This is a genomic window from Rhizobium sp. CSW-27, assembly GCF_018760785.1.
In the GTDB taxonomy this organism is placed as follows: Bacteria; Pseudomonadota; Alphaproteobacteria; order Rhizobiales; family Rhizobiaceae; genus Neorhizobium.
In genome coordinates this window covers 201,407-226,084 of record NZ_JAHHZO010000010.1, presented here as the reverse complement: position 1 = coordinate 226,084, position 24,678 = coordinate 201,407, and the positions used below count along the sequence as shown (strand labels likewise).

Below are 24,678 nucleotides of genomic sequence, written 5' to 3'. Positions count from 1 at the left end.
ACTTCATAACAAAAAAACCGGTCGCAAAGCAGACCGGTTTCGCACCCGGTCCTTTTAGCCACTTGTTTAACGTGGCTGCAAGCCGACCGGCCAAATCACCACGGGATAAGTTCGCATACGCCTGCGAAGCGCTTGCGTCAATTGCCTGCTTTTGCTTTTGTCGCGCGATTGAAGGATAGGGTCAATGAAACGCAACGCGGGCATTCTGGCAGATCGCGCCATCGGCGCTCTTTTCGCAGACGGCAGGCTGAAATCCGAGGCGGCGCTCGATGCCGACCAGATCCAGCCGGCGAGCCTGGATCTGAGGCTGGGCTCCAAGGCGCTGCGCGTGCGTGCCAGCTTCATGCCCGGCCCCAACCACAGCGTGGCCGACAAGCTGGAGCGGCTGACGCTGCACGAGATCGATCTGGAGAACGGCGCGGTGCTGGAAACCGGCTGCGTCTACATCGTGCCGCTGATGGAAAGCCTCGATCTGCCGGACGATCTATCCGCCTCGACCAACCCCAAGAGTTCCACCGGCCGCCTCGACATCTTCACGCGTGTTATGGTCGATCGCGCCCAGGAATTCGACAAGATTCCGGCCGGCTATCGCGGCCCGCTCTATCTCGAAATCTCGCCGCGCACCTTTCCGGTCATCGTGCGTCGCGGCTCGCGCCTGTCGCAGATCCGCTTCCGCACCGGCCACGCCCTGCTGACCGAGGCCGAGGTTCTTGCCCTGCACGAGGCGGAAACGCTGGTGGCGAGCGAGCGGCCGAACGTGTCCGGCGGCGGCATCGCGCTGTCGATCGACCTCAAGGGCACGGGTCCCGACGGCCTGATCGGCTACCGCGGCAAGCACCATACCTCCGTCATCGATGTGGATCGCAAGGCAGATCACGACGTGCTCGACTTCTGGGAGCCGCTTTTCAGCCGTGGCCGCGACGAACTGATCCTCGATCCCGACGAGTTCTATATCCTCGTCTCCCGCGAGGCCGTGCACGTGCCGCCGCTCTATGCGGCCGAGATGACGCCCTATGACCCGCTGGTCGGCGAGTTCCGCGTTCATTATGCCGGGTTTTTCGATCCGGGCTTCGGGCATGCCGCCGTCGGCGGGTCCGGCGCGCGGGCGGTGCTGGAGGTGAGAAGCCACGAGGTTCCCTTCATTCTCGAACATGGCCAGATCGTCGGCCGCCTCGTCTATGAACACATGCAGGAGCGGCCAGAGGCACTCTACGGTTCCGGCCTCGGTTCCAACTATCAGGCGCAGGGCCTGAAGCTCTCGAAGCATTTCAGGGGGTGAGCGCCCCTTCGTCTTCCGGACCTGCGGCCTCCTGACGGTGCTTTGCTCTTGAAGGAACCGGGGCCAGATGCTAGGTCTGCTTCGCGTCGCGGGTGTAGCTCAATGGTAGAGCAGCAGCTTCCCAAGCTGAATACGAGGGTTCGATTCCCTTCACCCGCTCCATTCTCCCCATCCTTTGTTCGGAACGCATCAAGGCGCGCCCCTGTCCCTTGCCCACTGCGCGGCGCGGTTCTTGTCGCCTTTTGCCGGTCGGGGATCTGCCTCCTCTTGTAAAGCCCAGCGAAGCCACTAAGAGCGAGGCGGAAGGGCGCAAAGGACGGGTGCGGCGATGAAGACAGTGCGGGTCTGGTACACGGATTTCTGGCCGGGTTTCAATCCGGAGGATCTTTTCCTGCTGGAAGGCCTGTCGGACGATATCAGGGTCGTGCTCGATCCCAGGCAGCCGCAGGTGCTGTTCTATTCCTGCTTCGACACGATGCACCGCACCTATGACGACTGCGTGCGCGTCTTCTATACGGGCGAAAATGTGCGGCCGGATTTCAATGTCTGCGATTACGGCATCGGCTTCGATCATATGACCTTCGGCGACCGCTATCTGCGCCATCCCTTCTATCTGGAGGATCTTGCGCTGGCCGAGCAGGTGAGGGATCGGGCGCCAATTGATGCGCGCCTTGTCGAAGATCGCGGCTTCTGCACCTTCATCTACTCCAATGGCCGCGCCGATCCGGTTCGCGACGCCTTCTTCCATCACCTTTCTGCGCATCGGCCGGTCAATTCGCTCGGCCGTCATCTGCGCAATGACGACAGCTTTTCCCGGATGACCGGCCTGAAGCCGGTGCCGGCCAAGCTGAAGGTCATGGGCGGTTTCAACTTCGCCATCGCGTTTGAAAATTCCGGAACGCCGGGCTACACGACGGAAAAGATCTTCCACGCCTTTGCCGCGCGCTGCATTCCGATCTACTGGGGCAATCCGCTGGTCGATCTGGACTTCAATCCGCGAGCCTTCGTCAACCGCCACGATTTTCCCGACGACGAAAGCTGCATCGCGCATGTGATGCAGCTGGCGGCCGATCCGCAGCGCATGGTCGCCATGCTGAACGAGCCCGTCTTTGCCGATGGCAATGATCCCTCGTTCCGCCGGCAGGAGCTTGCCGATTTTATCAATCACATCCTGCATCAGGAGCCGGAAGCTGCCCGCCGCCGCACCCGGTATGGCTATGCGCCCGTTTATGTGCGCCGCAACGCCCCGCGCCAGCGCTCCTGGTTCAGCAAGCTCAACATGAAGCGCAAGGCCTGGCGCAAGGCTTTGCGCAGCCGCTGAACCGAGGTAGACCGCATCCATTCGCCCGGCGCGGCGGACGCTTCGCCGGCGCGGGCCGTCCGGGCCGGCCGGTGCGGCGTCTTCTTCCAGAAAAAGGGATTGGTGCGCAGCTCATTGACGGCGCGCCAGGCGGCGTAGGAACTCATCATCCAGTGCATCGGCACGGCGATCCAGCGCCGGCCGACCTTCAGCTTTTCCAGGCCGATCATCGAGCCCATGCCGAGCCCGAGAAACACGAGATAGCTTGCGATGACGTTGAGGCCGTCCATCAGCATCAGGCCGAGCGTCAGCATACCCATCTCAGCAAGCGGCGTGTGGGCGAGCAGCAGCAGTGCCTTGATGAACAGCACGAGGATCAGCGGATGCAGCAGGGCTGAAAACAGCATGCCGCCGATCAGCAGGTGGAAGACCAGCATGGCGCGCCATCCCATCTGCCGCGCCGTCAGCAGCGGGTTTCTGGTCATCACCAGCCAGGTCTGCAGCCAGCCCTTGAACCAGCGGGTCCGCTGACCGATCCAGACGGCGCGGCTGACCGGAGCCTCTTCCAGCGTCTGGCAGCGCAGTGTTTCCGAGCGATAGCCGAGCCGGTAGAGCCTGAGGCCGAGATCGGCATCCTCTGTGACGTTGAACGGGTCCCAGCCGCCCACCCGGCGCAGCACCGCCGTGCGGAAATGGTTGGAGGTGCCGCCGAGCGGTAGCGGCATGCGATAGCGCGACAGCATCGGCAGCAGGCCGCGGAACAGGGCGGCATATTCCATGGCGAACAGGGCGCTGATGTGGTTCTCGTCGACATTGGAGATGATCAGCGGCGCCTGCAGGCAGGCAAGCTCCGGACCGCTCGACCGGAAGCGCCGATAGGCCTCCATCAACTGGCCGGGATGCGGCCGATCTTCCGCGTCGTAAATGGCGAGAAATTCGCCACGGGCCGCAGCGAGGGCATAGGCCAGCGCCTTCGGCTTGGTACGCGGGTGATAAGGCGGCACCTTCACCACCTCGAAATGCGGCGGCAGTTTCTGTGCATCGAGAGCGGCCAGCGTCTCTGCGTCATCCCTTTCGCAGACGATCTTGATGTCGAGGCGGGAGCGCGGCCATTCCAGCCGCTGAAGGCTCGCCACCAGTTGCGGCACCATATCCGCCTCGCGGTAGATTGCCACCATCACCGAATAGACGGGCAGCGGCTCTTCCACCGGCTGAGGCAGGGCCGGTGCCCGCCGTCGCTGCCGCCGCTGTTCGACAAGGGCCACCATGCGTAGCGCAAGACAGGCAAAGTAGAGAAGCGTGATGGTGATGTGCAGCAGCGGCAGCAGGATGGCGGGCATGGCGATGCAGATGGCCGCCAGTGCCGTCAGCATGCTGCCGGCAACCAGCCCCTGCGTTCCGGTGGTGATGATGCGGGCCGAAAGATGCGGCTGCATGTCGAAGAGATCGGTCGCGGCCCGGCGCACCCGGCGGGCCGATCCCGCCTCCCAGACGGCTGCACGCAAGGCGGATGGCGTGGTGATCACGAGGCCATCGCGCAGGGCCGGCTTCCTGGCCAGAAAGGCGGCGAATTCCGGCAGTTTCTCCGCCCGCGGCACCATGGCGATCTGCGGTGCCCGGTTCGGATAGGTCAGGCGAACCTGCAGGGGCTGGACAAGCTGCGTATCCAGTCCGTCGAGGTCAACCACGGTCTGCGGATCGATCCGCTCCATGAAGGGAAGGCGGAAGAACCGGGCAACCGCCCGATAATAGGCGTCCTCGGTCGTCGCGCCGGAATGCAGAAGCTCCGTCTCGATGGTCGTGCCGTTGCTCGCCGCCTCGGCCGCCAGCGCCGCGATGCGCGATGCGGAAAATCCGAGCGTCACCAGAACGGACGCTTCCGTATCTTCGCCCTGGCCCGCCTCCAGAATGTGAAGCCATCCTCGATGCGCCAGGACGCGCTTGCGCAAATCCGCCATCGTGGGCGGATATTCCCCCGTCTCACTCAAGCTGATACACCATACCGCAAGAGTTGCGCCCCATGTCCCCGAGATGATCATAGACGGACACGCAATAGTTTCACCTGGCAAAACTGAGGGATTCTCGCAAAAGATGCAAAAAATTCTGCTGATTCTTGCGGCCGTCATCCTTCTCGGGGCGCCTTCCGCGCGGGCGCAGACATCCGAGATGCCGGTTCTGTTCGATGCCGACGAACGTCTGGCGCGGCCGGATCTATCGACGCTGCCGCGTCTTCGCGTGCTGACGACGGTGGACTTTCCGCCCTTCAGTTTCGTGGACCAGACGGGGCGTCTGGCGGGCTTTCACCTGGATCTGGTCCGGGAAATCTGCCGCGAGCTGGCGATCGAGGCGAAGTGCCAGGTGCAGGCCATGCCCTTTGCGGATCTGGAGGCGGCGCTCGAGGCGGGCGAGGGCGAGGCCATCGCCGCCGGCATTGCGGTCACGCCCGCCCTTCGCCAGCGCTTCGCCTTCTCCAGACCCTATATCAGCATCCCGGCGCGGTTCGCCCGCAACCGCGAGGTGGGGCTCGAGGGAAAGGCTGCCGAAGCGCTGGCCGGTCGGCCGGTTGGCGTGGTCAGGGGAACGGTGCATCAGGCAATGCTCGCCAGCTTCTTTCCAAGGCTGAAACAGGTTGCCTTCGAGGACCAGGCCGGCATGCTGGACGCCCTGAAGCGGAAGGAGGTGGACGCGGTCTTTTCCGATGGCCTGCGTCTTCCCTTCTGGGTGGCGGGAGAGGGCGCGCAGGGCTGCTGCACCCTCTATGACGGGCCCTATCTTTCGGAGCGTTTCCTGGGAGAAGGCATGGTGCTGATGACGCGCAGGAACACGCCGCAACTGGCGCAGGCCTTCGACTATGCGCTGACGCAGCTTGTCCGCAAGGGAAAGCTGCAGGATATCTATCTGCGCTATTTCCCGAACGGCTTTTATTGACGCGGACGGTCCCGATCGCCGGTCGAACCGGGCGGCGGCGGGATTGCGCGGTGTCCGCCGGTGGCTGCGGGAAAAGCTGCTGCGGCACCGATCGGAAAACCCTACTGGCTTGCCCAGATGATCCGGGCGATCCATTCGACATCCGCCATGTCGAAGCTGCGGTTGGGATGGGTTGGGTTGAGTGAGCCGAGTTCGATCGTGCGGGCGCTCTGACGCAACAGAACCTTGGCCATTACCTCGCCCTCACGCGTCTTGACGACGATTCGGTCGCCGCGGCGGATCTGCGCGCCGGGTTCCACGATCAGCCGGTCGCCGTCCCGGTAGAGCGGCAGCATGGAATCGCCCTGCACTTCGAGGGCATAGACGCCAGCCTTGCGACCGGGATCGGTCGGAAAATCCACCACGTCCCAACCCTGGCCGGCGGGAAAGCCGCCATCATCGAAGAAGCCGCCGGCGCCGGCCTGGGCAAAGCCCAACAGAGGAATGGCACTGGCCTGCGGTGGAAACGCGCCCTCCGGCAGGCCGCCCTGGCGGGTGGTCTGCGGCATGTAGCTCATGAACTGGTCGAGCGAGACCCCGGTGGCCTCGAGCACCTTGGCGATTGATTCCGTCGAGGGCCAGCGCAGCCTGCCGTCCGGGCCGTGACGCTTGGACTTGTTGAAGGAGGTGGGGTCGAGCCCGGCACGGCGCGCGAGGCCGGAGGCGGTCATCTCATGACGTTCCGCCAGCGTATCGAGCGCCTTCCAGATCGTTTCGTGCGACAACATTGCCGTTCGTGCTCCCAGCCCTTGCCCAGTGCCCTTCATTCGGCAAACCAGCCCGGACATTCATTGCGACAGGCCGGCCCGGGGCCTCGGTTTCGCCGGCGCGCGCCCGCGTCTGTCATGTTTGCCGTCGCCCCGATCGCGTCGGGGCCTGCCGCCGTCGATGCCGCCATGTCCTCAACCGGAACCATTGTCGAGGCCGTAGGCAAAAGACCAGAACACCGGGATGTCCGACACTCCCAGTTCTAGTCAAAGCCTATTTCAGAGTAAAGTGAAAAAGGAATAAAATCCTTTTGTGTGCCCGTCAGGCCACCATTGCCACGTTGATCTTGCCGAGCTTGATGACGGCCTGGGTGCGGCTGTCGACATTCAGCTTCAGGAGGATGGCGGAGACATGCGCCTTGATGGTGGCCTCGGACACGCCGAGTTCATAGGCAATCTGCTTGTTGAGCAGTCCTTCGGCCAGCATGGAGAGCACCCGGCTCTGCTGTGGCGTCAGTGTCTTCAGCCGCTCCATCAGATCGGCCAGTGCCGGGTCCTCGTCCGGGCAGGCGGCGTAATCCTTCGGTGTCCACACGCCGCCATCCAGCACGGTGCGGATCGCGCAGCGTATATCGTCCAGCCCGGAAGACTTGGAAATGAAGCCGGATGCGCCCAGTTCGATCGCGCGCCTGATCGTGGCGGCGTCGTCGCTGGCCGAGACAATGATAATCGGCAGGCTCTGAACCTCGGCACGCAGGGACATCAGGCCGGAAAAGCCGCTGACCCCTGGCATGGCGAGGTCTAGCAGCATCAGATCCGCGTCCGGATGGGTCTGTGCCGCCGTCCGGGCGGCTTCGAACGTGCCGGCCTCGATCACGCAGGGGCGTTCGGCAATATCGCCCAATGCCTGACACAGTGCGCCGCGGAACAAGGGGTGATCGTCGGCGATGATGATCGTCAATTCCTGCATGTCCACGCCCCCTCCCAAGAGCACAGTCTGCTTCCTGCCCGATTATATTCTTAGTCCTGCATTAACCGCGAAACAAGTCTAAGTTTCAGGGGGCAAATTGTGGGCCGGGCAGGCGCCTCATCCGAAGGATCAGGTGCGATCCGGTTGCGGCGTCTCATGGCCGCGAAATTCCTCGATGAGGTTCATGAAGCGGCGCATGAAACGTTCCATGATCGATAGCGAGCGCTCGATATCCGCCTCCGCGGGGGCTTGATCCTCCGGGCGACCCGCCCGCGCCTCCAGGGCGGCCACGCGCCTTGCGAGCATGTCGAGTTCCTGTTCCCAGGCGGCCCGCTCGTCGGCTGCCAGCCGGCAGACGAGCCCGGTCGTCTCCTCGCGGCAGGAACTCACCGCGCCGGTCTGCTGGTCCAGCCTGATGAAACCGTGTTCGGTGCGCTCAAGCCGGTAGCGGGGTAAAGCCTCGGGGCCGGGCGGCGAGGTCTGGGCCTGCGCCATCGTCTCAGCCGGGCCAATGATCAGCATCAAGGCATATATTCCTGTTCGCATCCTGCCACTCCCTTGCCGTTGCCGGGGCCGTTCGCCCCGGTGCTCCGGGCCTCTTCCTTCGTGGCGGCCGGCATGGACAATGGCCGCCGTTTGCGGCAAAGCCTCTGCGTCCTTTGCCGAAGGAGAGACGCGCATGAGCAGCATCGTATATAAGATCGTTCCGCACGATTTGTGGCAATCGGCGCGAAGCACCGGCATTTTTACGGGCGCTGCGGTCGACCATGCGGATGGCTTTATCCATTTTTCGACGGCAGAACAGGTCGCCGAGACGGCACGGCGTCATTTTGCCGGTCAGGACGATCTTCTGCTCGTGGCCGTCGATGGCGCGCTGCTGGGCGAAAGCCTCGTCTTCGAACCCTCTCGCGGCGGCGCTCTCTTTCCACATCTTTATGCGGCCTTGCCGCTGGATGCGGTTCTGTGGGAAAGGCCGTTGCCGCTTTCGCCCGATGGCACCCACCAGTTTCCGGAGCTTTCCTGATGTCCGTCTTCGATTTTCTGCGCGCGCCCCTCTTCACGCTAGACCCGGAAACGGCGCATGGGCTTTCGATTGCCGCGCTGAAATCCGGCCTCGTGCCGGCCTGCGCGGTGCCGGAGGATGCGCGGTTGCGGGTGCGCCTGGCGGGTCTCGATTTTCCGAATCCCGTCGGACTTGCCGCCGGCTATGACAAGAATGCCGAGGTGCCGGAGGCGATGCTGCGGCTGGGCTTCGGCTTCACCGAGGTCGGCACGCTGACGCCGAAGCCGCAGGCGGGCAATCCGCGTCCGCGCATCTTCCGTCTGGTGGCGGATGAGGGGGTGATCAACCGGCTGGGCTTCAACAACGAGGGGCACGAGGCGGCGCTCAGACGCCTTTCGGCGCTGAAGACCCGCGGCATTGTCGGGGTCAATATCGGCGCCAACAAGGACAGCGAGGATCGCATTGCCGATTACGTGGCGGGCATTCATCGCTTTGCCGGCGTCGCCCGTTATTTCACCGTCAATATTTCCTCGCCCAACACGCCCGGCCTGCGCGACCTGCAGGCGCGTGAAAGCCTGGCGGCCCTGCTTTCCGCCGTGCTTGCCGCGCGCGATGCGGAGGCGGTCCGGCGCGGTCGCCCTGTTCCCGTTTTCCTCAAGATCGCACCGGACCTGACGGAGGAGGGCATGGACGATGTTGCCGCCGAGGTTCTCTCGCATTCGCTGGATGGCCTGATCGTTTCCAACACCACGCTGTCGCGCGACGGGCTGAAGGATGTGCGGCAGGCGGGCGAAACGGGCGGCCTTTCCGGCAAGCCCGTCTTCCATCGCTCGACGGCCGTTCTCGCCCGCATGCGCAAGCGCCTGGGGCCGGACCTGCCGATCATCGGCGTTGGCGGCGTGTCGTCTGCGGAGACGGCGCTCGAGAAGATCCGTGCCGGCGCGGATCTGGTGCAGCTTTATTCCTGCATGGTCTATCGCGGGCCGGGTCTGGCGGGCGAGATCGTCCGTGGCCTCGGTAATGCGGCAACGCGCCTGGGTCTGTCCTCGATCCTGGACGTCAAATCGACGGCAATGGAAAGGTGGGCGGCCGAGAGATTATGATGAAATTCGTATAGATGGACAGTTTCTGTGCGATGAAAGATGTGTTGCTTGACTTTGACACTCCCGGATCTTAGGGGTATCGGCAAGTAAACAGAGATCGGCGCTGTCTTTTGATGAAGACATTAATTAGTCGTCCATCATTTATATTGATCGTGCTGGCTGCTTTCGTGGTCCTGCTTCGCATTATGATCTGGCTGGTCGTGGACCTTGAGGGGTTCACCCGGTTCTGAGTGATCCTGCCGGACCTACAGCGTAAATGGCTGCGCCGCATGGCCATTGCGGGTGCGGTGTCCCGAACCGGGCGCCGGCACGCGGTTCTGCATCAGGCCGACAGAACCATTGCCCAATAGGGACGCGCGGTGGATGGCGAGCGCGCCATGGCAACGCCCATCATGCGGTAATTGCCCAGCATGTTCTCCAGATGCTTCGGCGAATTGATCCAGGCTTCGACAGCGGCCGTCACGTCGGCCTGGCCGCTGGCGATGTTTTCTGCCGCCGGCAGCGGCACGCCGTTGCGTTTCATGCGCGCACCGAAATCGTCGCCAAAGCCGATCAGATGGCTCATCTGGTTGGCGCGGGCCATGCGCACCGCCTGTTCCGCCGCCGCGCGCGCCGTGGGGCTGCTTGCGGAGACCGGCGAGAGCCCATGTTTCGCCCTCAGCGCGTTGACGAGCGGCAGAGCACCGCGGGTATCGTCCGTTGCGCCATCGACGGGCAGGATTCGCGGCGTGATGGAGCAGCCGGCAAGGGTGGCCAGAGCCGCGCCCGAAAACAGAACAAGGCCGCGGCGGGAATGAAGAAGAGGGGTCATCAGCGTCGATAGCTCAGAATGCGCAGGATCACGAAGGCAGGAATGACGATGGTTGCGCCCACCAGCAGGTAGTCACCCACGGCGCCGAGCGCCTTGAAGCCGCGATGCCACAGGTCGAGAACGAAGTCGCGGATGCCGTGGAACACATCCCATGGCCGAACGTCGAAGACCGTCATGACGAAGCCGACGATCAGCGACACCACGATCAGCTTGACGATCGTTCGCCCGGGGCTGTCGCCCAGAAACCTGTTCACCTGCTCGGCCATGCCGTTTGTCCTCGGTTCGTTGCGCTGCAAGACATAGGTTCCGCATCCCGGGCCCGCAAGCATTCTGCATTGCCGCATGCGATAGAACTTGTGTTTTTTTGTGGCTTCGTCCAGAAGCGCGCGATCCTCGGAACATCGAAATCCATGACACCCATCCAGTTCTCGTCCGGCGACGTGATCGCCGATCGCCGCGCCGATTATGCCCGCATGCTGGCGGAGGCGGGCGACCATGCCGCCGCCGCCGAACTCATCGAACAGGCGCTCGAGATCGTGCCCGGCTGGACGGCCGGCTGGTTCCTGCTTGGCGACTATTGCGAGAAGGCTGCACTGCCGGCAAAGGCGATCGAGGCGTTTTCCCGCGTAGCCGAGCAGGATGATACGGGCCTGTTCGGCGCCGAACTGAAACTTGCCCTGCTCGGTGCCGCCCCGACGCCGGAGACACCGCCATCCGCCTATGTGGAAGGGCTGTTCGATGACTATGCCGACCGCTTCGAGACGGCGCTGGTGGAGAAGCTGAACTACAGCGTGCCGCAGAAGCTGTTTTCCATGGTCGCGCCGCATGCGCCGTTCGCGCGCGTTGTGGACCTCGGCTGCGGCACGGGCCTGTTCGGCGTCGAGGTGGCGGCTGTCACGCAGCGGCTGGAAGGCTTCGATCTTTCGGCCAACATGCTGGCCAAGGCGCAGGAAAAGGGGCTCTACCATCATCTCGGGCAGGCGGACCTTTCCGATGCATCGGCTGTCGACAGCCTGTTTGCCGCTGAACTGCCGCGTCAGCGTGCCGATCTTGTCTCCGCTGCCGATGTGCTGATGTATCTCGGCAGTCTCGGCACCACCTTCGGGCTGGTGCGCGCGCTGCTGCGACCCGGCGGCCTCTTTGCCTTTTCGGTGGAGGATGGCGGCGATACGGCCGAGGGCTTCAGCCTGCAGCCTTCGCTGCGCTATGCCCATGCCGAAGCCTATGTGCAGGCACTGCTGGCCGAGTGCGGCTTCACGCTGCTCGACCTGATGAAGACCGATATTCGCATGGATGCCGGCAAACCCGTCTTCGGCATTCTGTTTCTTGCCCGGCTGACGGCGTGAACGCGCGCTTTCTTGCCTTTTCGGTCAGGGATGCTGCCCCATCTTGAAGCCGTCTGTTCTGCAGTGCACAATCGCGGCAAAACACAACGGGGAACATGGCCTTGTCACAGAAGAAGACGCTCGGTTTCTACAGCGCCGATCCCTCGCAGCACACGCTGCTGGAGGACAGCCAGGGCCTTCTGACCGGGGCACTGGTTTCGGCGCTCGGCTTCTATTTCCTCAATCGCGTCGGCCTGCTGACCGGCGGCACGGCGGGCGTCGCCTTCCTGGTGCACTACACGTTCAAGATCTCGTTCGGCCTGCTGTTCTTCCTCGTCAACCTGCCTTTCTACTATCTCTCCTTCAAGCGGCTCGGGCTTGCCTTTTCGGCCAAGACATTCGTTGCCATCGGTCTCGTCTCGCTGATCACCGAGGCGGAAAAGCGCTTCCTGCTGATCGATTACCTGCATCCCTTCTGGGGCGCGCTGATGGGCGGACTGTTGCTGGGCTATGGTCTGCTGGCACTCTACCGGCACCGGGCGAGCCTTGGCGGTGTGGGCATTCTGGCGATATACATCCAGGAGCGCTTCGGCATCCAGGCGGGCCTGATCCAGCTTGCCTTCGATACCGGCGTCATGGCCTGCGCCTTCCTGGTGCTCGACTGGCAGGTCGTCGTCTGGTCGATCCTCGGCGCGGTGATCCTCAACCTGTTCCTGGCGATCAACCATCGCTCGGACCGTTACATCGTGGTGCGCTGATGGCCAATGCAAGCCAGCAAAAGACGCCGGTCGGCTTCTGGGCTTCAAGTTCCGACCGCCATTCGATCCTGGAGGATATCCAGGGCGTGGTGGCCGGTTCCATGCTGGCGGCGCTCGGCGTCACATTGCTTTCCTCAGCCCATCTCCTGATCGGCGGCACGGCCGGTCTCGGCTTCCTGCTGCGCTATTCGACGGGCCTGAGTTTCGGCGTGGTCTTCTTCCTGCTCAACCTGCCGTTCTACTGGCTGGCCTACAGGCGACTGGGACTGGCCTTCACGCTGAAGACCTTTGCGGCGGTGGCGCTCACCTCGGTTCTCACGGAAATCCTGCCGGATCTCGTTTCCATCGGCGAGATCAACCCGCTGGTCGCCGCCCTTTTCGGCGGGTTGCTGATCGGCACCGGCATGCTCGCCCTCTTCCGGCACCGGGCAAGCCTCGGCGGCTTCGGCATCCTGGCGCTCTACCTGCAGGACAAGTTCGGCTGGCGCGCCGGCCTGGTGCAGCTGGCGCTCGATGGTGTCGTGCTGACGATCTCCTTCTTTGTCGCCACCCCCTTCGTCATTCTCTGCTCCATCCTGGCGGCTGTGACGCTGAACCTGACACTCGCCATCAACCACCGCACCGACCGCTACATCGTGCGCTAGCGCCGGAGCCTTTTCCCGGCACTGACCACAGCCAGTTGGCGAATGCACGCAGCAAGGGTCTCAGCAACGGCTTCAGCACGGCAGGCTGGTGTTCGGCGCGAGGCGGAGGGGTGCTGCACCGGCAAATTCCCGTCGATGTAATAATATATCGTATTATCACGCTCTTGTGCCTTGAAGATGGCCCGCCACTTTCTCCTGATGGCGGCGGAAGCCATGGTTCGGCATGAGGTCGGCCCTGACTTTCCGCGGTGTCCAATCGGATCCTCTGGAGGAGCAATGAAGACGCAATATGTTGCTGCGGTCATACTGGTGTGCGGAAGTCTGGCGGGATGTGCGACGACAGGGCCTGACGATGTGGAGACCCACGTCACGTCCAGGAAAGTGGTGGCGGGCGAAAAGACATGGGTCGGCAATGCCTGGAAGCTGAAGCGGGATTGCACGGCGGACGGCATTCCGCAGGCCTATGTGCTGGAGCCGCCGAAGCATGGCAAACTGGCCTTCGTTACCGAGAAGCGGTTCCCGGCCATGGCCAGGGGGCCCTATGAAAAATGCCGCGATACCAAGGTGGACATGCTGGTCGGCTATTACACATCAAACCCCGGCTATGTCGGACCGGACGAGGCGAAGTTCCGGCTGTCGGCCGAGGACGGCCGCATCACGGACACTGTGGTGAAGGTCGATGTTCTGAAGTGAGGGGGCCATACGGTCCGCTTCGCGTGTTCAGGCGATGGGCGGCTCTGATCAACCACAGATCGCCTGGACAAAATATCCCGTCGTCAAGCCTCTTCTCATTCGCGCGCCACCCATTACCTTGAGGCGCGTGGATACGAATCTTGCCGAGACCCCGAACAGCCTGCCCGATCTCCTGCCGCGACCCTTTCAGAAGTGGTTCGCGGAAAAGGGATGGGTGCCGCGTGCGCATCAGATGGAACTGCTCGCCCGCGCCACGGCCGGCGAGAACATGCTGCTGATTGCCCCGACCGGGGCCGGCAAGACGCTGGCCGGCTTCCTGCCCTCGCTGACGGATCTCACCCGCCGCGGCAAGGTTCCGCCCGGCTCTGCCTTCGTCGGGGTTCACACGCTCTACATCTCGCCCCTGAAGGCGCTGGCGGTCGATATCGAACGCAACCTGATGAAGCCCGTCTCCGAGATGGGCCTGCCTGTCTCGATCGAAAATCGCACCGGCGACACGCCGCAATCCAAGCGGCAGCGCCAGAGGCTGAGCCCGCCGGACATTCTGCTGACCACGCCGGAGCAGCTGGCGCTGCTTCTGGCCAACGGCGAGGCGGACCGCTTCTTCCGCGATCTGCGCTACGTGGTGCTGGACGAACTGCATTCGCTCGTCACCTCCAAGCGGGGCCATCTGTTGTCGCTGGGGCTTGCCCGGCTGCGAAGGCACGCGCCCGCCCTGCGCAGCATCGGGCTTTCCGCCACCGTCTCCGACCCCCAGGACCTGCAGCGCTGGCTGGTGCCGCAGGGTGACAGCCCCGCCCCTCCGGCCGGCCTTGTGCATGTGACCGGCGGAGCAGCGCCCGACATCTCGATCATGACGACCGAGGAGCGCATTCCCTGGTCCGGCCATGTGGCGACCTATGCCATTCCCGCCGTCTATGAGGAGATCAAGAAGCACAAGACGACGCTGATCTTCGTCAATACGCGCTTCCAGGCGGAGCTTCTCTTCCAGGAACTCTGGACGATCAATGAGGACAGTCTGCCGATCGCGCTGCATCACGGCTCGCTCGATGTCAGCCAGCGCCGCAAGGTGGAGGCGGCGATGAGCGCCAACCGGCTGCGCGCCGTCGTCGCCACCTCGACCCTCGACATGGGGCTGGACTGGGGCGATGTGGATCTCGTCGTGCATGTCGGCGCGCCGAAGGGCGCCTCGCGGCTTGCCCAGCGCATCGGCCGTTCCAACCACCGCATGGACGAACCGTCCAAGGCGATCCTGGTGCCGGCCAATCGTTTCGAGGTGATGGAATGCCAGGCGGCGCTCGATGCCAATTATCTCGGCGCGCAGGATACGCCGCCGGTCGGCGAGGGGGCGCTTGATGTGCTGGCCCAGCATGTGCTCGGCATGGCCTGTGCCGAGCCCTTCGATGCGCTTGCCCTTTACGAGGAGGTGAGAAGCGCCTCGCCCTATGCCGGCCTTTCCTGGGAGATGTTCGAGCGCATCGTCGATTTCGTCGCGACCGGCGGCTATGCGCTGCGCACCTATGAACGCTACGCCAGGATCCGCAGGACCAAGGACGGCCGCTGGCGGGTGTCCAACCCGCAGGTTGCCCAGCAATACCGCATGAACCTCGGCACCATCGTCGAGGACACTGAGCTGAATGTGCGGCTGGTGAAGCGCAACCAGCTGGGATCGCTGGGGCGCGGCGGCCTCTCGCTCGGCAAGGTCGAGGAATATTTCCTCGAACAGCTGGTGCAGGGCGATACCTTCCTGTTTTCCGGCAAGGTGCTGCGCTTCGAGGGCATCCGGGAAAACGAGTGCCTCGTCACCAATGCCTTTTCGATGGACCCCAAGATTCCCGCCTATGCCGGCGGCAGGTTTCCGCTCTCCACCTATCTCGCCGATCAGGTGCGCGCCATGCTGGCCGATCCGTCCCGCTGGCATGTCCTGCCCGATCAGGTGCGCGACTGGCTGGCGCTCCAGACGGAGAAGTCGATGCTGCCCAGGCGCGACGAGCTCCTGATCGAGACCTTTCCGCGCGGCAACCGCTTCTTCCTGGTCGCCTATTGTTTCGAGGGGCGGCTGGCGCACCAGACGCTCGGCATGCTGCTGACCCGGCGGCTGGAACGGGCTGGCGCCCGCCCGCTCGGCTTCGTGGCCAATGACTACGCGCTCGCCATCTGGTCGCTGAACGACATGGGCGAGATGATCGACAGCGGTCGCCTGTCGCTCGCCGACCTGTTCGACGAGGACATGCTGGGCGACGATCTCGAGGCCTGGCTTGCCGAATCCTACATGCTGAAACGCTCGTTCCGTTCTTGCGCGGTGATTTCCGGCCTGATCGAACGGCGGCATCCGGGCAAGGAGAAGACCGGACGGCAGGTGACGGTGTCCACCGACCTGATCTATGACGTGCTGCGCAGCCATGAGCCGGACCACATCCTGCTTGAGGCGACACGCCGCGATGCGGCATCCGGGCTTTTGGATATCGGCCGGCTTGGCGCTATGCTGGCCCGAATCAAGGGGCATGTGATTCACCGCCCGCTCGACCGCGTTTCGCCGCTGGCCGTGCCCGTGATGCTGGAAATCGGCCGCGAGCCGGTTGCGGGCGAGGGAGATTTCGTGCTGGAGGAGGCGGCGGAGGAACTGATTGCGGAGGCGATGGGGTGAAGAAGGCCTGCCTTCGTTCGGCATTCCCCTCATCCGCCCTTCGGGCCCACTCCCCGTCGGGGAGAAGGGGAAATGCCGCAGCCTTCGCGGTTCCCCTCTCGTCTCGGGGAGAGGTCCGTCCAGCAAAGCGGAGGCGGGATGAGAGGACGACGAGTGCACCTACCGGCCATCTGCCGAGCCAGATTGCGATAGCCAAGACGTAAAAGACGAAGATGAACCACAGACTGGCGCTTGCCGCCGCAGACATGATGAATCCGGTTTCCGGCGCCGAAATCCTTGTGAACGGCGTTGCGGCCCTCTGCGATCCGCTTGGCGCGCTTTATCTGCCGGCGGACGAGTGCCTTGTCGTCTCCGATCTGCATCTGGAAAAGGGCGCCGCCTTTGCCCGGCGCGGCATGATGCTGCCGCCCTACGATACGCTTGCCACGCTGAACCTGCTGTCGGCGGTCATTGCCCGCTACGATCCGAAGATCGTCATCTCGCTCGGCGACAATTTTCACGACAGGCGCGGCTCGCAGCTGATGCCGGAGGAGTTCCGCGCGATGATCCGCACGCTCGCTTCGGGGCGCGAGATAATCTGGATCAACGGCAACCATGATCCGGATGGCGTGTTCGACCTGCCGGGCCGCTCGGCGGACGAACTGGTGCTTTCCGGCCTTGTCTTCCGCCACGAGCCCAGCCTGATTTCTGGCCGGGGCGAGGTGGCGGGCCATCTGCACCCTTCCGCCACCGTCAGCCGGCGCGGAAGATATGTGCGGCGCGCCTGTTTTGCCACGGATGGTCAGCGTCTGGTGATGCCGGCCTTCGGTGTTTTGAGCGGCGGGCTCGATCTCAGGCACAAGGCCATGCACGGACTGTTTGATCGCAGCGCGCTGACGGCCCATCTGCTCGGTCGGGACCGCATCTATTCGGTGCGGTTTTCCGGCCTGATCGGCTGACAACCAGGATCCCCGGCACGAGGCCTGGCTCAGCGATAATGCTGCGCGCCGACCGCGCTTGTGTCGAGCGTCGCGCGGGAAATCTGCAGGAAGCGGTCCAGCGGGCAGGCCCCCTCGATGGTCTCTGCCTCGCAGCCGGGAAGGGCAATTGCTGTCTGCAGTGGCGGGTGCCCGTCATCGATCACCGAGGCGGCGCGGATCTGGTCCAGCGTCGGTGCAATGAAGCCCAGCCGGACATAGGCTCTGCCCGTCTCATCGTGCAGCCGTTCGAATGTCAGGGCGCCGGTCGGCGGCGTCTCGTCGTTAACATAGGGCGCAAGCTGCCAGTGCAGGCCGAGCATGGCCGCCACTTCCGCCTGTTGCGTATCGCTGGCCATGAACAGGACGAAGCGTGCATCGGGCGGTCCATCCGGATCTCCGGTGAGCGCAAGCAGGATCTGGTTGAGGAAATTCGAGGCATCACGGGCGGCGAGATAGGGCACGCGGTTGCCGACATCGTATTTCATCTGGCGCAGCGCTGACAGGCGGATGATGTCCTCGGGGCCTTTCAGCCTGCCGAAGGCCACCTGCTGCATCGGAAAGCCGTTGGCATATTGCAACAGGAAGAGTTCCACCAGCGTTCCAGCATCGGCAATCGGCCCCTTGACGGAGACGCCTGCCGGCTGGTCGCCGTCTGCGGCGTCCACCTTGATCTTCCAGGGGCGGCGGGTCATGGAGCAGGGGCTGTCGGCCGCCTCGCATCCCATGATCGCATCCAGTTCGCGCATCAGAGGCTCCGCCCTTGCCCGCGGAACATCGAGGCTACCGCCGGCCGCAGCCAGGATTGCCGCCTTTGCCCGCTCCGGATCGACGGCACCGAGTGCGGCATCGGAAGCGGCATAGAGCGGATCGACATCCTGCACATGATTGTAGCCGACATGCAGGCCACAGCCGGGAAACATGCTTTCGAGCAGCACGTCGCCGGTCTCAATGGTACGCTGTACGGCACCATTGGCCCAGCCGAACACGCTGCCCGGTGCCGGGCAACCGGAAGGGGCAATCAGCCCCTTGTTTCGCAGCATCGCAACCTCCCACTGGCCGAGGCGCTGCGTGGCAGCTGCACCATGTGCGGTCAGCATGCCGTCGGCCACGTCCCAGTGCGGCCAGTCCTTCTGCGGATAGATGTCGAGCTTCTTGCTGCTTGTCTGCGGGCGCACGCCATGACGCATGATCGAGACATGCTTGTCCACGGTCAGGCTCGTCGCTTCGGCGGGGATGGCGTGAAGCAGGATCAGGCCTGCAAGGGCGAGGAACTTGGGCAGCATGGGGACTCCGCGGCGCAGCAGGGATACGGCAGGTCCGAGGTGGAGCTGGCTCCTGCCGGCGAAGTGGGCGTCTCCGCCCGCAGGCATTTAATGGCGCTCGATTGCAGGCAGACGACAGATTTGCGGCGAAAACGTGCCTTCTGCGCCTCCTGGAGTGTCCCGGCAAAGAGGGATGCGCCGGAAGCGCTCCATCTCCCTGTTCGCGCACGGTGTCGGACGCGAAACGGGTTCCCGCTTTCGCTGGAATTGCCCTAGTCCTTGCGGAACAGCACGCTTGCGCCCCACCCGGTTACCAGTGCAACCAGCACGCAGACAAGACCGTAGGCCAGCGGCTGCTGGTGCGCGGCATCGGTGATCGTCTGTTCCAGGCCGGTCTTGACCACGCGCAGCGGCAGTTCGCGCTGCAGAATCAGTTCGCCGCTCTTGAACAGATAGGCATGCGCCACATGCACCCCGTCCGGCACGTTGGCCGGCAGGCGCAGCGTCGCGCGAAACAGGCTGGGGCTGACGAAGCGGACGCCGGCGCTGTCACGCTGGTAGAGCCCGCTGGACAGCTTCAGTCGCCGATAGGCCTCGCGGAAATCGGCGACGGCCAGCGCATTGCCGACATAACCGATGGGGGAGAGGGCCAGATGATCGAGACCGACGCCCATCCGCGTCAGCGAGGTTGGGCCCTGGATATCCTCCACCGGGCGGGTGCTCGCCATGGAATAGGATTCCGGCACCTGCTCGAAGGTCACTGACTGGGTGTTCATCCAGATGCCGAAGACGCGCTCCTTGCGCCGCACCGTTGCGGCGTCGCGCGGCCCTTCCAGCGTCACCACCACGTCATACTGGCCGATCGCCAGAAACAGCTCGTCCGCATTGGTCAGCGCGCCGAATACCGTCAGGTCCGCGCCGCGAAAATCGGAGGTAATGGCGATCTCGCTGGTGGAGGTGCCGATCTCCAGCCCCTCGCGGACGGGGGAGGGGCCGGGGCCGATCGGCACCTGGGCGGCGGCGGGCTCGGCCCAGCCCAGGATGGCAAGCAGCAGGGCGGCGAGGCAGGGGATGAGGCGGATCGTCATCATCGGCTGGCAAAGCCTCCGACGGACAGCGAGTAGAGATCGGCCGGTGTGATCACCAGATCGACGGCAAGCCTGAGGCCGACGGCCAGTACCAGCAGGCCGAGAAGCGCGCGCAGCTGCTCGCCGCGCAGCTTCTGCCCCACCCGCACGCCATATTGCGCGCCGATGACGCCGGCGACCATCAGGATCGTGGCAAGCACGATATCGACCGAATAGTTGGTCGCCGCCTGAACGATGGTGGTGTAGGCGGTGACGAAGATGATCTGGAACAGCGAGGTTCCGACCACGACGCTGGTCGGGATGCGCAGCAGATAGATCATCGCCGGCACCATGATGAAGCCGCCGCCGACACCCATGACCGAGGTGAGGATGCCGATGCCGAAGCCGAGGGCCACCACGGGAATGGCCGAAAGATAGAGTTTGGATTTCTTGAAGCGCATCTTCAGCGGCAGGCGGTGCACCCAGTTGTGCTGGCCCGGCCGGCGCAGCGGCATCGGCTCGTTGCGGGCGGCGCGGCGCATGGCGCGCAGGCTTTCCGCCAGCATCAGGCTGCCGATCGTGCCGAGGAAGACGACATAGAGCAGGGAGATGATCAGGTCGAGCTGGCCGACCTTGCGCAGCCACGAGAAGATCCAGATGCCGGCCGAGGCGCCCGCAAGACCGCCCACCAGCAGCACCGTGCCGAGCTTCATGTCCAGCGTGCCGCGCCGGAAATGGCTGATGGCGCCGGAGACCGAGGAGGCGACGACCTGATTTGCGCCGGTGGCGACCGCAACGACCGGCGGGATGTTGTAGAAGATCAGGAGCGGCGTGATGAGAAAGCCGCCCCCCACGCCGAACATGCCGGACAGAAAACCGACGGCCGCGCCCATGCCGAGAATGATGAAGATGTTCACCGACAGCTCTGCAATCGGCAGATAGACAGTCACGGGCGCCTCTCGAGCAGCAAAAGCAAAGCCGTCGCGGGCGGCATCGCGATCAGGGTCCGCCCGTTGCGGCGTTCATGTCGTTCCCGCTCGCGCCGGGCATCGGCCCGCACGAACACAGGCTACCGTCATGCGACGGGCAGGCATGGGAGTCAATTGACAAGCCCTTCAGGCGCCGGCTTTTTCGGCGTCGGGCGTGAAATGTGTCACGCGCCGCGCGCCTCGGTCTGCGCCAGAAGCTTTCGCACCAGCGCTTCGGTGATGTTGCCGTCCTCCGGCAGACCGTTCTGCCGCTGGAAGGCCTTGATGGCGGCGAGTGTCTTGCGCCCCATCAGCCCGTCCGGCTGGCCGGCGTCGAACCCGTTGCGGTTGAGGATGGCCTGGATGCTGCGGATCGCCTTGTCCATGTCGATCGAGGCGGAGCCATTGCCCTTTTCCACCCAGTCCTGCGGCATGTTGGTGCCGTTGGCGCGGGGATCGAGCGGCTGCTGCTGCCAGGCTGCCGCCTTCTGGCGGGCGCTTTCCAGTTCGGCGGGTTTCAGGGCGCGGGCCACCTCGTCGCGCTTGGCGGCGGCGTCGCTGTCTCCGCCTGCGGCGGCAATCGCAAACCACTTGTAGGATTCCGGCAGGTTCTGCGCCGTGCCGTTGCCGCGTGCATAGAGGATGGCAAGGTTGAACTGGCTGTCGGCCACGCCGTGTTCGGCCGCCTCGGCGAACCAGTGGACGGCCGTGGCATAATCGACGCTGCCGGTCGCGCCGGAGGCATGCAGGACGGCAAGATTGTGCATCGCGCCGGCATGGCCGGCGCGGGCTGCCGCCTCGTAAAGCTTTCGGGCCTCGGCGAGATCGCGCGCCACCCCGTCGCCCTTTTCGTAGAGACTGCCCAGCCGGTACTGCGCCGGCGGATAGCCGCGCTCGGCGGCCATGCGATACCAGCGGGCGGCTTCCTGCTGATCGGCGGCCACACCGTGGCCTTCGGTAAAGCGCGTGCCGATTTCGAACAGAGCCTGCGGATTGCCGCTGGCTGCGGCCTCCGCGAGCGGTTGCGGGCCGATACCGGCGGGGACCGCGATTGCTGGCGCTGCCGTCGGCGCGGCGTTGGCCGAGGCCTGTTGCTGGTCGATCGGGCCGGCCGCGCCCGCGGCGGGCCGGTTGGCGGGTTCCGGTGCGCCGGCCTCTACCGGCGCGACGGGGGCTGCAACGAGGCTTGCCGATGCCGTGCTGCCTGCCGGTGCGGACGGGCGTGCCTGGGCGGCCTTTGCCGGCTCTGCCGTCGCCGTTGCCGGAGCGGATCTTGCAGGGCTTGCGGCGCCGGTCGTCAGCGGGCCGGGTTGCGGCGCCCGCTCGCTGCGCATCAGCGTATTGGCAAGCGGCATGGCCATCAGGGCCAGCAGCACGGCACCTACTGCCATCAGGATTGGCCGACGGTGCCGCTGGAAGACGGCCTTCAGGCCACGCTTCGGGGCGCCCGCCTCCGTCATCGCGGCTCGCGGCGCCTTCTCCGTGGCCTCGGGACCGATTTCCTGCACGGCAGCCCGGGCAGCCCGGCGCGCGGCGGCGATGTAGTCCATGCGTTCGCCATTGCCGGCGGGCGCTTCGGGTTGGGGGAAGCCCGCCGCCGCCTGGCTGGCGCGCACGCGCTCCAGGATCTTGCGAACATCCGGCACGCCGGAGCCAGGTTCCAGCAATTCGGTTTCCGGACCGTCATTCACGCTGTCCACCGGATCGATGGAGGGGGCGGGGTCGATGACCGTGCGATTCGGGCCGCCCTGCGAATGCCGGGCCGTGTCCCGCTGGGCGGGGCGGAAGCGGCGGGAGAGGCTGGCCAGCAGCCCCGTGCGGGCCGGTTCTTCCGTCCTCCCGACAGCCGCGGTGCCGATGTCCGCCAGGGCGATTTCGCCACCCGTGGCCGTCTCCGAGCGCAATTGTTCGGCGGCGCGCGCCAGCAGGCCGCGCGGCGCATCGTCCGTCTCGGCGGGATCGGCGGCTGCCATGGGCGGACGAAGCGGAGCGGCCTCCTGCCGGTCGCGCGCGGCGGACCCGGCACCGAACAGCGGGCGCTCCGAAAGCCGGCTTTCCATCGTGTCCAGCCGCTCGGCGATCTGCACGAGGGTGCGATGCAGGCTGCCGAAGGTTTCCTGCGCGCGCTCTTCCGAGCCGCGCGTCAGCTCTTCCAGCTGCTTCAGGTCGTCAGCCAGCGCCAGCAATGCGGCATGATCCGCGGAGGCTTCACCGCCTTTCGTGCCGCTGCCGCTGCGGGAATAGGCCTCGATGACCGATTCTGCCGCCTGGCGGGCCGCTTCCAGCACATATTCGTCGCTGGTCGTCATGTAGCTTTCGATCGCGGCCATGCGCTGATCGAGTTCTTCGGAAAGGCCCGCCTCCTGGCGCGGCGCATTCAACAGGCCGGACAGATGGGTGATCTGCGCCTCGAGATTGCGAAGCGAGTGGCTGTCGTCGCGCGGCGCGCGGGATGCCTCGTCCAGCCGAGCGGCAATCGCATCCAGCCGGCTTTCCAGCCGTTCCAGACCGGGTTCGGCGGCAGCGGGAGTGTTCGCCAGCTCGTCGATGCGGCGCGTCAGCTGTTCCAGCCGCTGCGCCAGGCCGTCGCCCTGCCGCTCGTGCGCGAGGGCGTCGATCTTGCGGGCGAGATCGGACAGCGTGCCGGTCAGTTCCTGCTGCGGCTGACGGGCAAAGGTTTCCGCCAGTTCTTCCAGCCGCTCTTCCAGCCGGTAGGCGTCCTGCATGCGTGACAGGCCGTCGATCTTGTCGTTGAGGTCGATCAGCCGCTCTTCCAGGCTGCGCAGGGCGGCATGTTCGGCAGCCTCGTTGCGCGACCGGTTGGTGTTGAACGCCACGGCGCGGGTGATCTCGTCGAGGCGCGTGTCGATATGGGTGAACTGGTCGGCGATACGCTCGCTGTCCTGCGGCCGCGCGGAGAGCGCCTCCACCGCCGTCGCCAGCATCAGCACCTTGTCCTCCAGCGCGCGGATCGCGGGGCTGTCGGCCATCAGGCCGAGCTCCGCCTTCACGCCGTCGATGCGGTAGGCAAGGGCGATCAGTTCCTTCTGGATGCCGGTGGTGTCGAATTCGTCCAGGCGCTCTTCCAGCTGGCTCCAGCGGCTCTCATTGCGCTCGAAACTGTCGCGGCCGGCCATGCCGTCGATCAGCAGGCGCAGGTCCTCCAGTTCGGCGCGCAGATCGGCTGCCGCCCCCGGCGTGCGCTGGCTCAAGGCGTCGACGCCATCCGCCAGCCGGGCCAGCTCGTCGCGCACATCCTCGCTGAGGTTCTGGCCGCTCGTCAGCCCCTGCATGGACTGAACGTCCTCGCGCAGGGCCCGCATTTCGCGGGCAATGTTCTCGCTGATATCCTGGCGCAATTCCCGCCGCAGATCGTTCAGGGCTTCGGCCACCGTCTGTGCGCTGAAATCCGACCGTGACGGCGTGCGCGCAACGGGGCGTTCGACGGGATCGGCATAGGGCGGGCGGGCGTCGCTGGCGCGGCGGCTGTCCCGCAGGGGGCGCGGCTCTGCGGGCATTGCTGCCCACTCCGGTTCGGCGCGCAGCGGTCGCTCGGCCATGTCCGTCAGGGGACGGCGTTCGCGCGCCGCCTCCAGCATGCGCTGGCGCTGGCGGATTTCCTGCAGCGTATCCTGCTCCACCTGCAGGCGACGTTCCGGCGCGCGTGGTTCCGGCGGCAGTCGTTCCGGGCGCTGGCGCTGTTCGGTCAAGCGCGGATCGCGCGTGGAGGACACCTTCAGCAGGTCTTCGATGCGCGCTTCCAGTCCCTCGATGGTGCGGTTCAGCGCATCGAGCGAGGAGCGTTCTCCGCGGGCATTGGGATTGAGGCGTGATCCGTTCATCTTCTACTCGCTTCGACTGCGCACGTCCGGGCTTGCGTGATCGGGCATGGCCACCAGCCTGCTTGAGGAAACGGTCCAGGGTAAGGAATGTGCTGCGCGGCCCTGCAGAGCGCGCACCCGTTCCCATGGCCCGGCAATCCCTCTGCCCAGTGGCCGAAGCACGCATGCAACGGCGTGGCCCATCATTTCGCCGGACGTGGTTAATACCGTGTTAATGGTGGGCGAAGTTTTAACGAAGGTTGAGGCTTTCTGCCGGTGGCGCGGCCGGCGTGCAGTCACGTCCGTCCGTCGTTCGATGTCCGGCCGGTCATCTGTGCCGATCCGCCCGCGCTGGCCCACCCGCGCTGGTCCAGCCCCGCAGGCTCCCTGTTCG

General features: G+C 64.9%; 21 protein-coding genes, 1 tRNA gene and 1 riboswitch. Of the genes, 12 read left to right on the top strand and 10 right to left on the bottom strand.

What is annotated here, in order from left to right; genetic code table 11:
* Positions 1-33 precede the first annotated feature (33 nt).
* Positions 34-112: riboswitch (SAM riboswitch) on the bottom strand.
* A 72-nt stretch (positions 113-184) separates the two neighbouring features.
* The 3 genes from KLP42_RS19195 to KLP42_RS19185 all read left to right on the top strand — a co-directional run bounded on the left by KLP42_RS19195 (position 185) and on the right by KLP42_RS19185 (position 2,600).
* Positions 185-1,279 carry a 2'-deoxycytidine 5'-triphosphate deaminase gene (locus tag KLP42_RS19195; RefSeq protein WP_215568556.1) on the top strand — a complete coding sequence of 365 codons (1,095 nt, stop codon included), beginning with the start codon at positions 185-187 and terminating at the stop codon, positions 1,277-1,279.
* 88 nt (positions 1,280-1,367) lie between these two features.
* Positions 1,368-1,441, top strand: a tRNA-Gly gene (locus KLP42_RS19190).
* A 166-nt stretch (positions 1,442-1,607) separates the two neighbouring features.
* Positions 1,608-2,600: a glycosyltransferase family 10 domain-containing protein gene (locus KLP42_RS19185; RefSeq protein WP_215568555.1), complete on the top strand. Its 993-nt coding sequence runs from the start codon at positions 1,608-1,610 to the stop codon at positions 2,598-2,600.
* On the opposite strand, the gene KLP42_RS19180 is transcribed toward KLP42_RS19185, so the two are convergent.
* On the bottom strand, positions 2,507-4,567 hold the full coding sequence (locus KLP42_RS19180) for a glycosyltransferase family 2 protein (RefSeq protein ID WP_252193095.1): 2,061 nt from the start codon (positions 4,565-4,567) through the stop codon (positions 2,507-2,509). The two genes, KLP42_RS19185 and KLP42_RS19180, sit on opposite strands and share 94 nt — an antisense overlap.
* A 103-nt stretch (positions 4,568-4,670) precedes the next feature.
* Here KLP42_RS19180 and KLP42_RS19175 point away from each other — a divergent pair, with 103 nt between their 5' ends.
* A complete protein-coding gene (locus tag KLP42_RS19175) occupies positions 4,671-5,507 on the top strand; it encodes a transporter substrate-binding domain-containing protein (protein ID WP_215568554.1) in 837 nt (278 codons plus the stop codon).
* A gap of 101 nt (positions 5,508-5,608) precedes the next feature.
* Here KLP42_RS19175 and KLP42_RS19170 read toward each other — a convergent pair whose 3' ends face one another.
* The 3 genes from KLP42_RS19170 to KLP42_RS19160 all read right to left on the bottom strand — a co-directional run bounded on the left by KLP42_RS19170 (position 5,609) and on the right by KLP42_RS19160 (position 7,745).
* The gene (locus KLP42_RS19170) at positions 5,609-6,274 is read right to left on the bottom strand and encodes a S24 family peptidase (protein WP_215568553.1); all 666 of its coding nucleotides are present in this window, start codon (positions 6,272-6,274) and stop codon (positions 5,609-5,611) included.
* Positions 6,275-6,575: 301 nt separating this feature from the next.
* Positions 6,576-7,223, bottom strand: a complete 648-nt coding sequence (locus tag KLP42_RS19165; RefSeq protein ID WP_215568552.1) for a response regulator — start codon at positions 7,221-7,223, stop codon at positions 6,576-6,578.
* A gap of 129 nt (positions 7,224-7,352) precedes the next feature.
* Positions 7,353-7,745 (bottom strand): hypothetical protein, encoded by a 393-nt coding sequence (locus KLP42_RS19160; RefSeq protein WP_252193109.1) that lies wholly within the window; start codon positions 7,743-7,745, stop codon positions 7,353-7,355.
* Between the two features lie 157 nt (positions 7,746-7,902).
* Between KLP42_RS19160 and KLP42_RS19155 the strand changes: the two genes are divergently transcribed.
* Together KLP42_RS19155 and KLP42_RS19150 are read left to right on the top strand one after the other, a co-directional pair.
* Positions 7,903-8,247 carry a DUF952 domain-containing protein gene (locus KLP42_RS19155; protein WP_215568550.1) on the top strand — a complete coding sequence of 115 codons (345 nt, stop codon included), beginning with the start codon at positions 7,903-7,905 and terminating at the stop codon, positions 8,245-8,247.
* On the top strand, positions 8,247-9,329 hold the full coding sequence (locus KLP42_RS19150) for a quinone-dependent dihydroorotate dehydrogenase (RefSeq protein WP_215568549.1): 1,083 nt from the start codon (positions 8,247-8,249) through the stop codon (positions 9,327-9,329). Before KLP42_RS19155 ends, KLP42_RS19150 begins: the two co-directional genes overlap by 1 nt.
* Positions 9,330-9,651: 322 nt before the next feature.
* Here KLP42_RS19150 and KLP42_RS19145 read toward each other — a convergent pair whose 3' ends face one another.
* A complete protein-coding gene (locus KLP42_RS19145) occupies positions 9,652-10,140 on the bottom strand; it encodes a CAP domain-containing protein (RefSeq protein WP_215568548.1) in 489 nt (162 codons plus the stop codon).
* Entirely contained in the window at positions 10,140-10,406 is a 267-nt protein-coding gene (locus tag KLP42_RS19140; RefSeq protein ID WP_215568547.1) for a DUF6460 domain-containing protein, read from the bottom strand. Before KLP42_RS19140 ends, KLP42_RS19145 begins: the two co-directional genes overlap by 1 nt.
* 144 nt (positions 10,407-10,550) lie before the next feature.
* Here KLP42_RS19140 and KLP42_RS19135 point away from each other — a divergent pair, with 144 nt between their 5' ends.
* The 6 genes from KLP42_RS19135 (at position 10,551) to pdeM (ending at position 17,145) form a co-directional block, all read left to right on the top strand.
* Entirely contained in the window at positions 10,551-11,486 is a 936-nt protein-coding gene (locus KLP42_RS19135) for a class I SAM-dependent DNA methyltransferase (protein ID WP_215568546.1), read from the top strand.
* A 101-nt stretch (positions 11,487-11,587) separates the two neighbouring features.
* On the top strand, positions 11,588-12,223 hold the full coding sequence (locus KLP42_RS19130) for a YitT family protein (protein ID WP_502941318.1): 636 nt from the start codon (positions 11,588-11,590) through the stop codon (positions 12,221-12,223).
* Positions 12,223-12,867, top strand: a complete 645-nt coding sequence (locus KLP42_RS19125; RefSeq protein ID WP_215568544.1) for a YitT family protein — start codon at positions 12,223-12,225, stop codon at positions 12,865-12,867. The genes KLP42_RS19130 and KLP42_RS19125 overlap by 1 nt, the downstream gene beginning before the upstream one ends.
* Positions 12,868-13,143: 276 nt before the next feature.
* Positions 13,144-13,560, top strand: a complete 417-nt coding sequence (locus tag KLP42_RS19120) for a hypothetical protein (RefSeq protein WP_215568543.1) — start codon at positions 13,144-13,146, stop codon at positions 13,558-13,560.
* A 160-nt stretch (positions 13,561-13,720) separates the two neighbouring features.
* Positions 13,721-16,207, top strand: coding sequence for a ligase-associated DNA damage response DEXH box helicase (locus KLP42_RS19115; RefSeq protein WP_252193108.1), 2,487 nt, complete (start codon positions 13,721-13,723; stop codon positions 16,205-16,207).
* Positions 16,208-16,419: 212 nt separating this feature from the next.
* The gene (pdeM, locus tag KLP42_RS19110; protein ID WP_215568541.1) at positions 16,420-17,145 is read left to right on the top strand and encodes a ligase-associated DNA damage response endonuclease PdeM; all 726 of its coding nucleotides are present in this window, start codon (positions 16,420-16,422) and stop codon (positions 17,143-17,145) included.
* A gap of 29 nt (positions 17,146-17,174) precedes the next feature.
* Here the strand turns inward: pdeM and KLP42_RS19105 are convergent, their stop codons facing one another.
* The 4 genes from KLP42_RS19105 to KLP42_RS19090 all read right to left on the bottom strand — a co-directional run bounded on the left by KLP42_RS19105 (position 17,175) and on the right by KLP42_RS19090 (position 24,305).
* On the bottom strand, positions 17,175-18,449 hold the full coding sequence (locus KLP42_RS19105; protein WP_215568540.1) for a histidine-type phosphatase: 1,275 nt from the start codon (positions 18,447-18,449) through the stop codon (positions 17,175-17,177).
* Between the two features lie 251 nt (positions 18,450-18,700).
* The gene (locus KLP42_RS19100) at positions 18,701-19,516 is read right to left on the bottom strand and encodes a TIGR02186 family protein (RefSeq protein ID WP_215568578.1); all 816 of its coding nucleotides are present in this window, start codon (positions 19,514-19,516) and stop codon (positions 18,701-18,703) included.
* The gene (locus KLP42_RS19095) at positions 19,516-20,445 is read right to left on the bottom strand and encodes a sulfite exporter TauE/SafE family protein (RefSeq protein ID WP_215568539.1); all 930 of its coding nucleotides are present in this window, start codon (positions 20,443-20,445) and stop codon (positions 19,516-19,518) included. Before KLP42_RS19095 ends, KLP42_RS19100 begins: the two co-directional genes overlap by 1 nt.
* A 203-nt stretch (positions 20,446-20,648) precedes the next feature.
* Positions 20,649-24,305 (bottom strand): peptidoglycan-binding protein, encoded by a 3,657-nt coding sequence (locus KLP42_RS19090; RefSeq protein ID WP_215568538.1) that lies wholly within the window; start codon positions 24,303-24,305, stop codon positions 20,649-20,651.
* Between the last annotated feature and the right edge of the window lie 373 nt (positions 24,306-24,678).

Bases quoted from the DNA above. Each gene is read 5' to 3' on its own strand.
- KLP42_RS19195 (WP_215568556.1), top strand. From the start codon at position 185: ATGAAACGCAACGCGGGCATTCTGGCAGATCGCGCCATCGGCGCTCTT.
- KLP42_RS19185 (WP_215568555.1), top strand. From the start codon at position 1,608: ATGAAGACAGTGCGGGTCTGGTACACGGATTTCTGGCCGGGTTTCAAT.
- KLP42_RS19175 (WP_215568554.1), top strand. From the start codon at position 4,671: ATGCAAAAAATTCTGCTGATTCTTGCGGCCGTCATCCTTCTCGGGGCG.
- KLP42_RS19170 (WP_215568553.1), bottom strand. From the start codon at position 6,274: ATGTTGTCGCACGAAACGATCTGGAAGGCGCTCGATACGCTGGCGGAA.
- KLP42_RS19165 (WP_215568552.1), bottom strand. From the start codon at position 7,223: ATGCAGGAATTGACGATCATCATCGCCGACGATCACCCCTTGTTCCGC.
- KLP42_RS19160 (WP_252193109.1), bottom strand. From the start codon at position 7,745: ATGCTGATCATTGGCCCGGCTGAGACGATGGCGCAGGCCCAGACCTCG.
- KLP42_RS19155 (WP_215568550.1), top strand. From the start codon at position 7,903: ATGAGCAGCATCGTATATAAGATCGTTCCGCACGATTTGTGGCAATCG.
- KLP42_RS19150 (WP_215568549.1), top strand. From the start codon at position 8,247: ATGTCCGTCTTCGATTTTCTGCGCGCGCCCCTCTTCACGCTAGACCCG.
- KLP42_RS19145 (WP_215568548.1), bottom strand. From the start codon at position 10,140: ATGACCCCTCTTCTTCATTCCCGCCGCGGCCTTGTTCTGTTTTCGGGC.
- KLP42_RS19140 (WP_215568547.1), bottom strand. From the start codon at position 10,406: ATGGCCGAGCAGGTGAACAGGTTTCTGGGCGACAGCCCCGGGCGAACG.
- KLP42_RS19135 (WP_215568546.1), top strand. From the start codon at position 10,551: ATGACACCCATCCAGTTCTCGTCCGGCGACGTGATCGCCGATCGCCGC.
- KLP42_RS19125 (WP_215568544.1), top strand. From the start codon at position 12,223: ATGGCCAATGCAAGCCAGCAAAAGACGCCGGTCGGCTTCTGGGCTTCA.
- KLP42_RS19120 (WP_215568543.1), top strand. From the start codon at position 13,144: ATGAAGACGCAATATGTTGCTGCGGTCATACTGGTGTGCGGAAGTCTG.
- pdeM (WP_215568541.1), top strand. From the start codon at position 16,420: ATGAACCACAGACTGGCGCTTGCCGCCGCAGACATGATGAATCCGGTT.
- KLP42_RS19105 (WP_215568540.1), bottom strand. From the start codon at position 18,449: ATGCTGCCCAAGTTCCTCGCCCTTGCAGGCCTGATCCTGCTTCACGCC.
- KLP42_RS19100 (WP_215568578.1), bottom strand. From the start codon at position 19,516: ATGACGATCCGCCTCATCCCCTGCCTCGCCGCCCTGCTGCTTGCCATC.
- KLP42_RS19090 (WP_215568538.1), bottom strand. From the start codon at position 24,305: ATGAACGGATCACGCCTCAATCCCAATGCCCGCGGAGAACGCTCCTCG.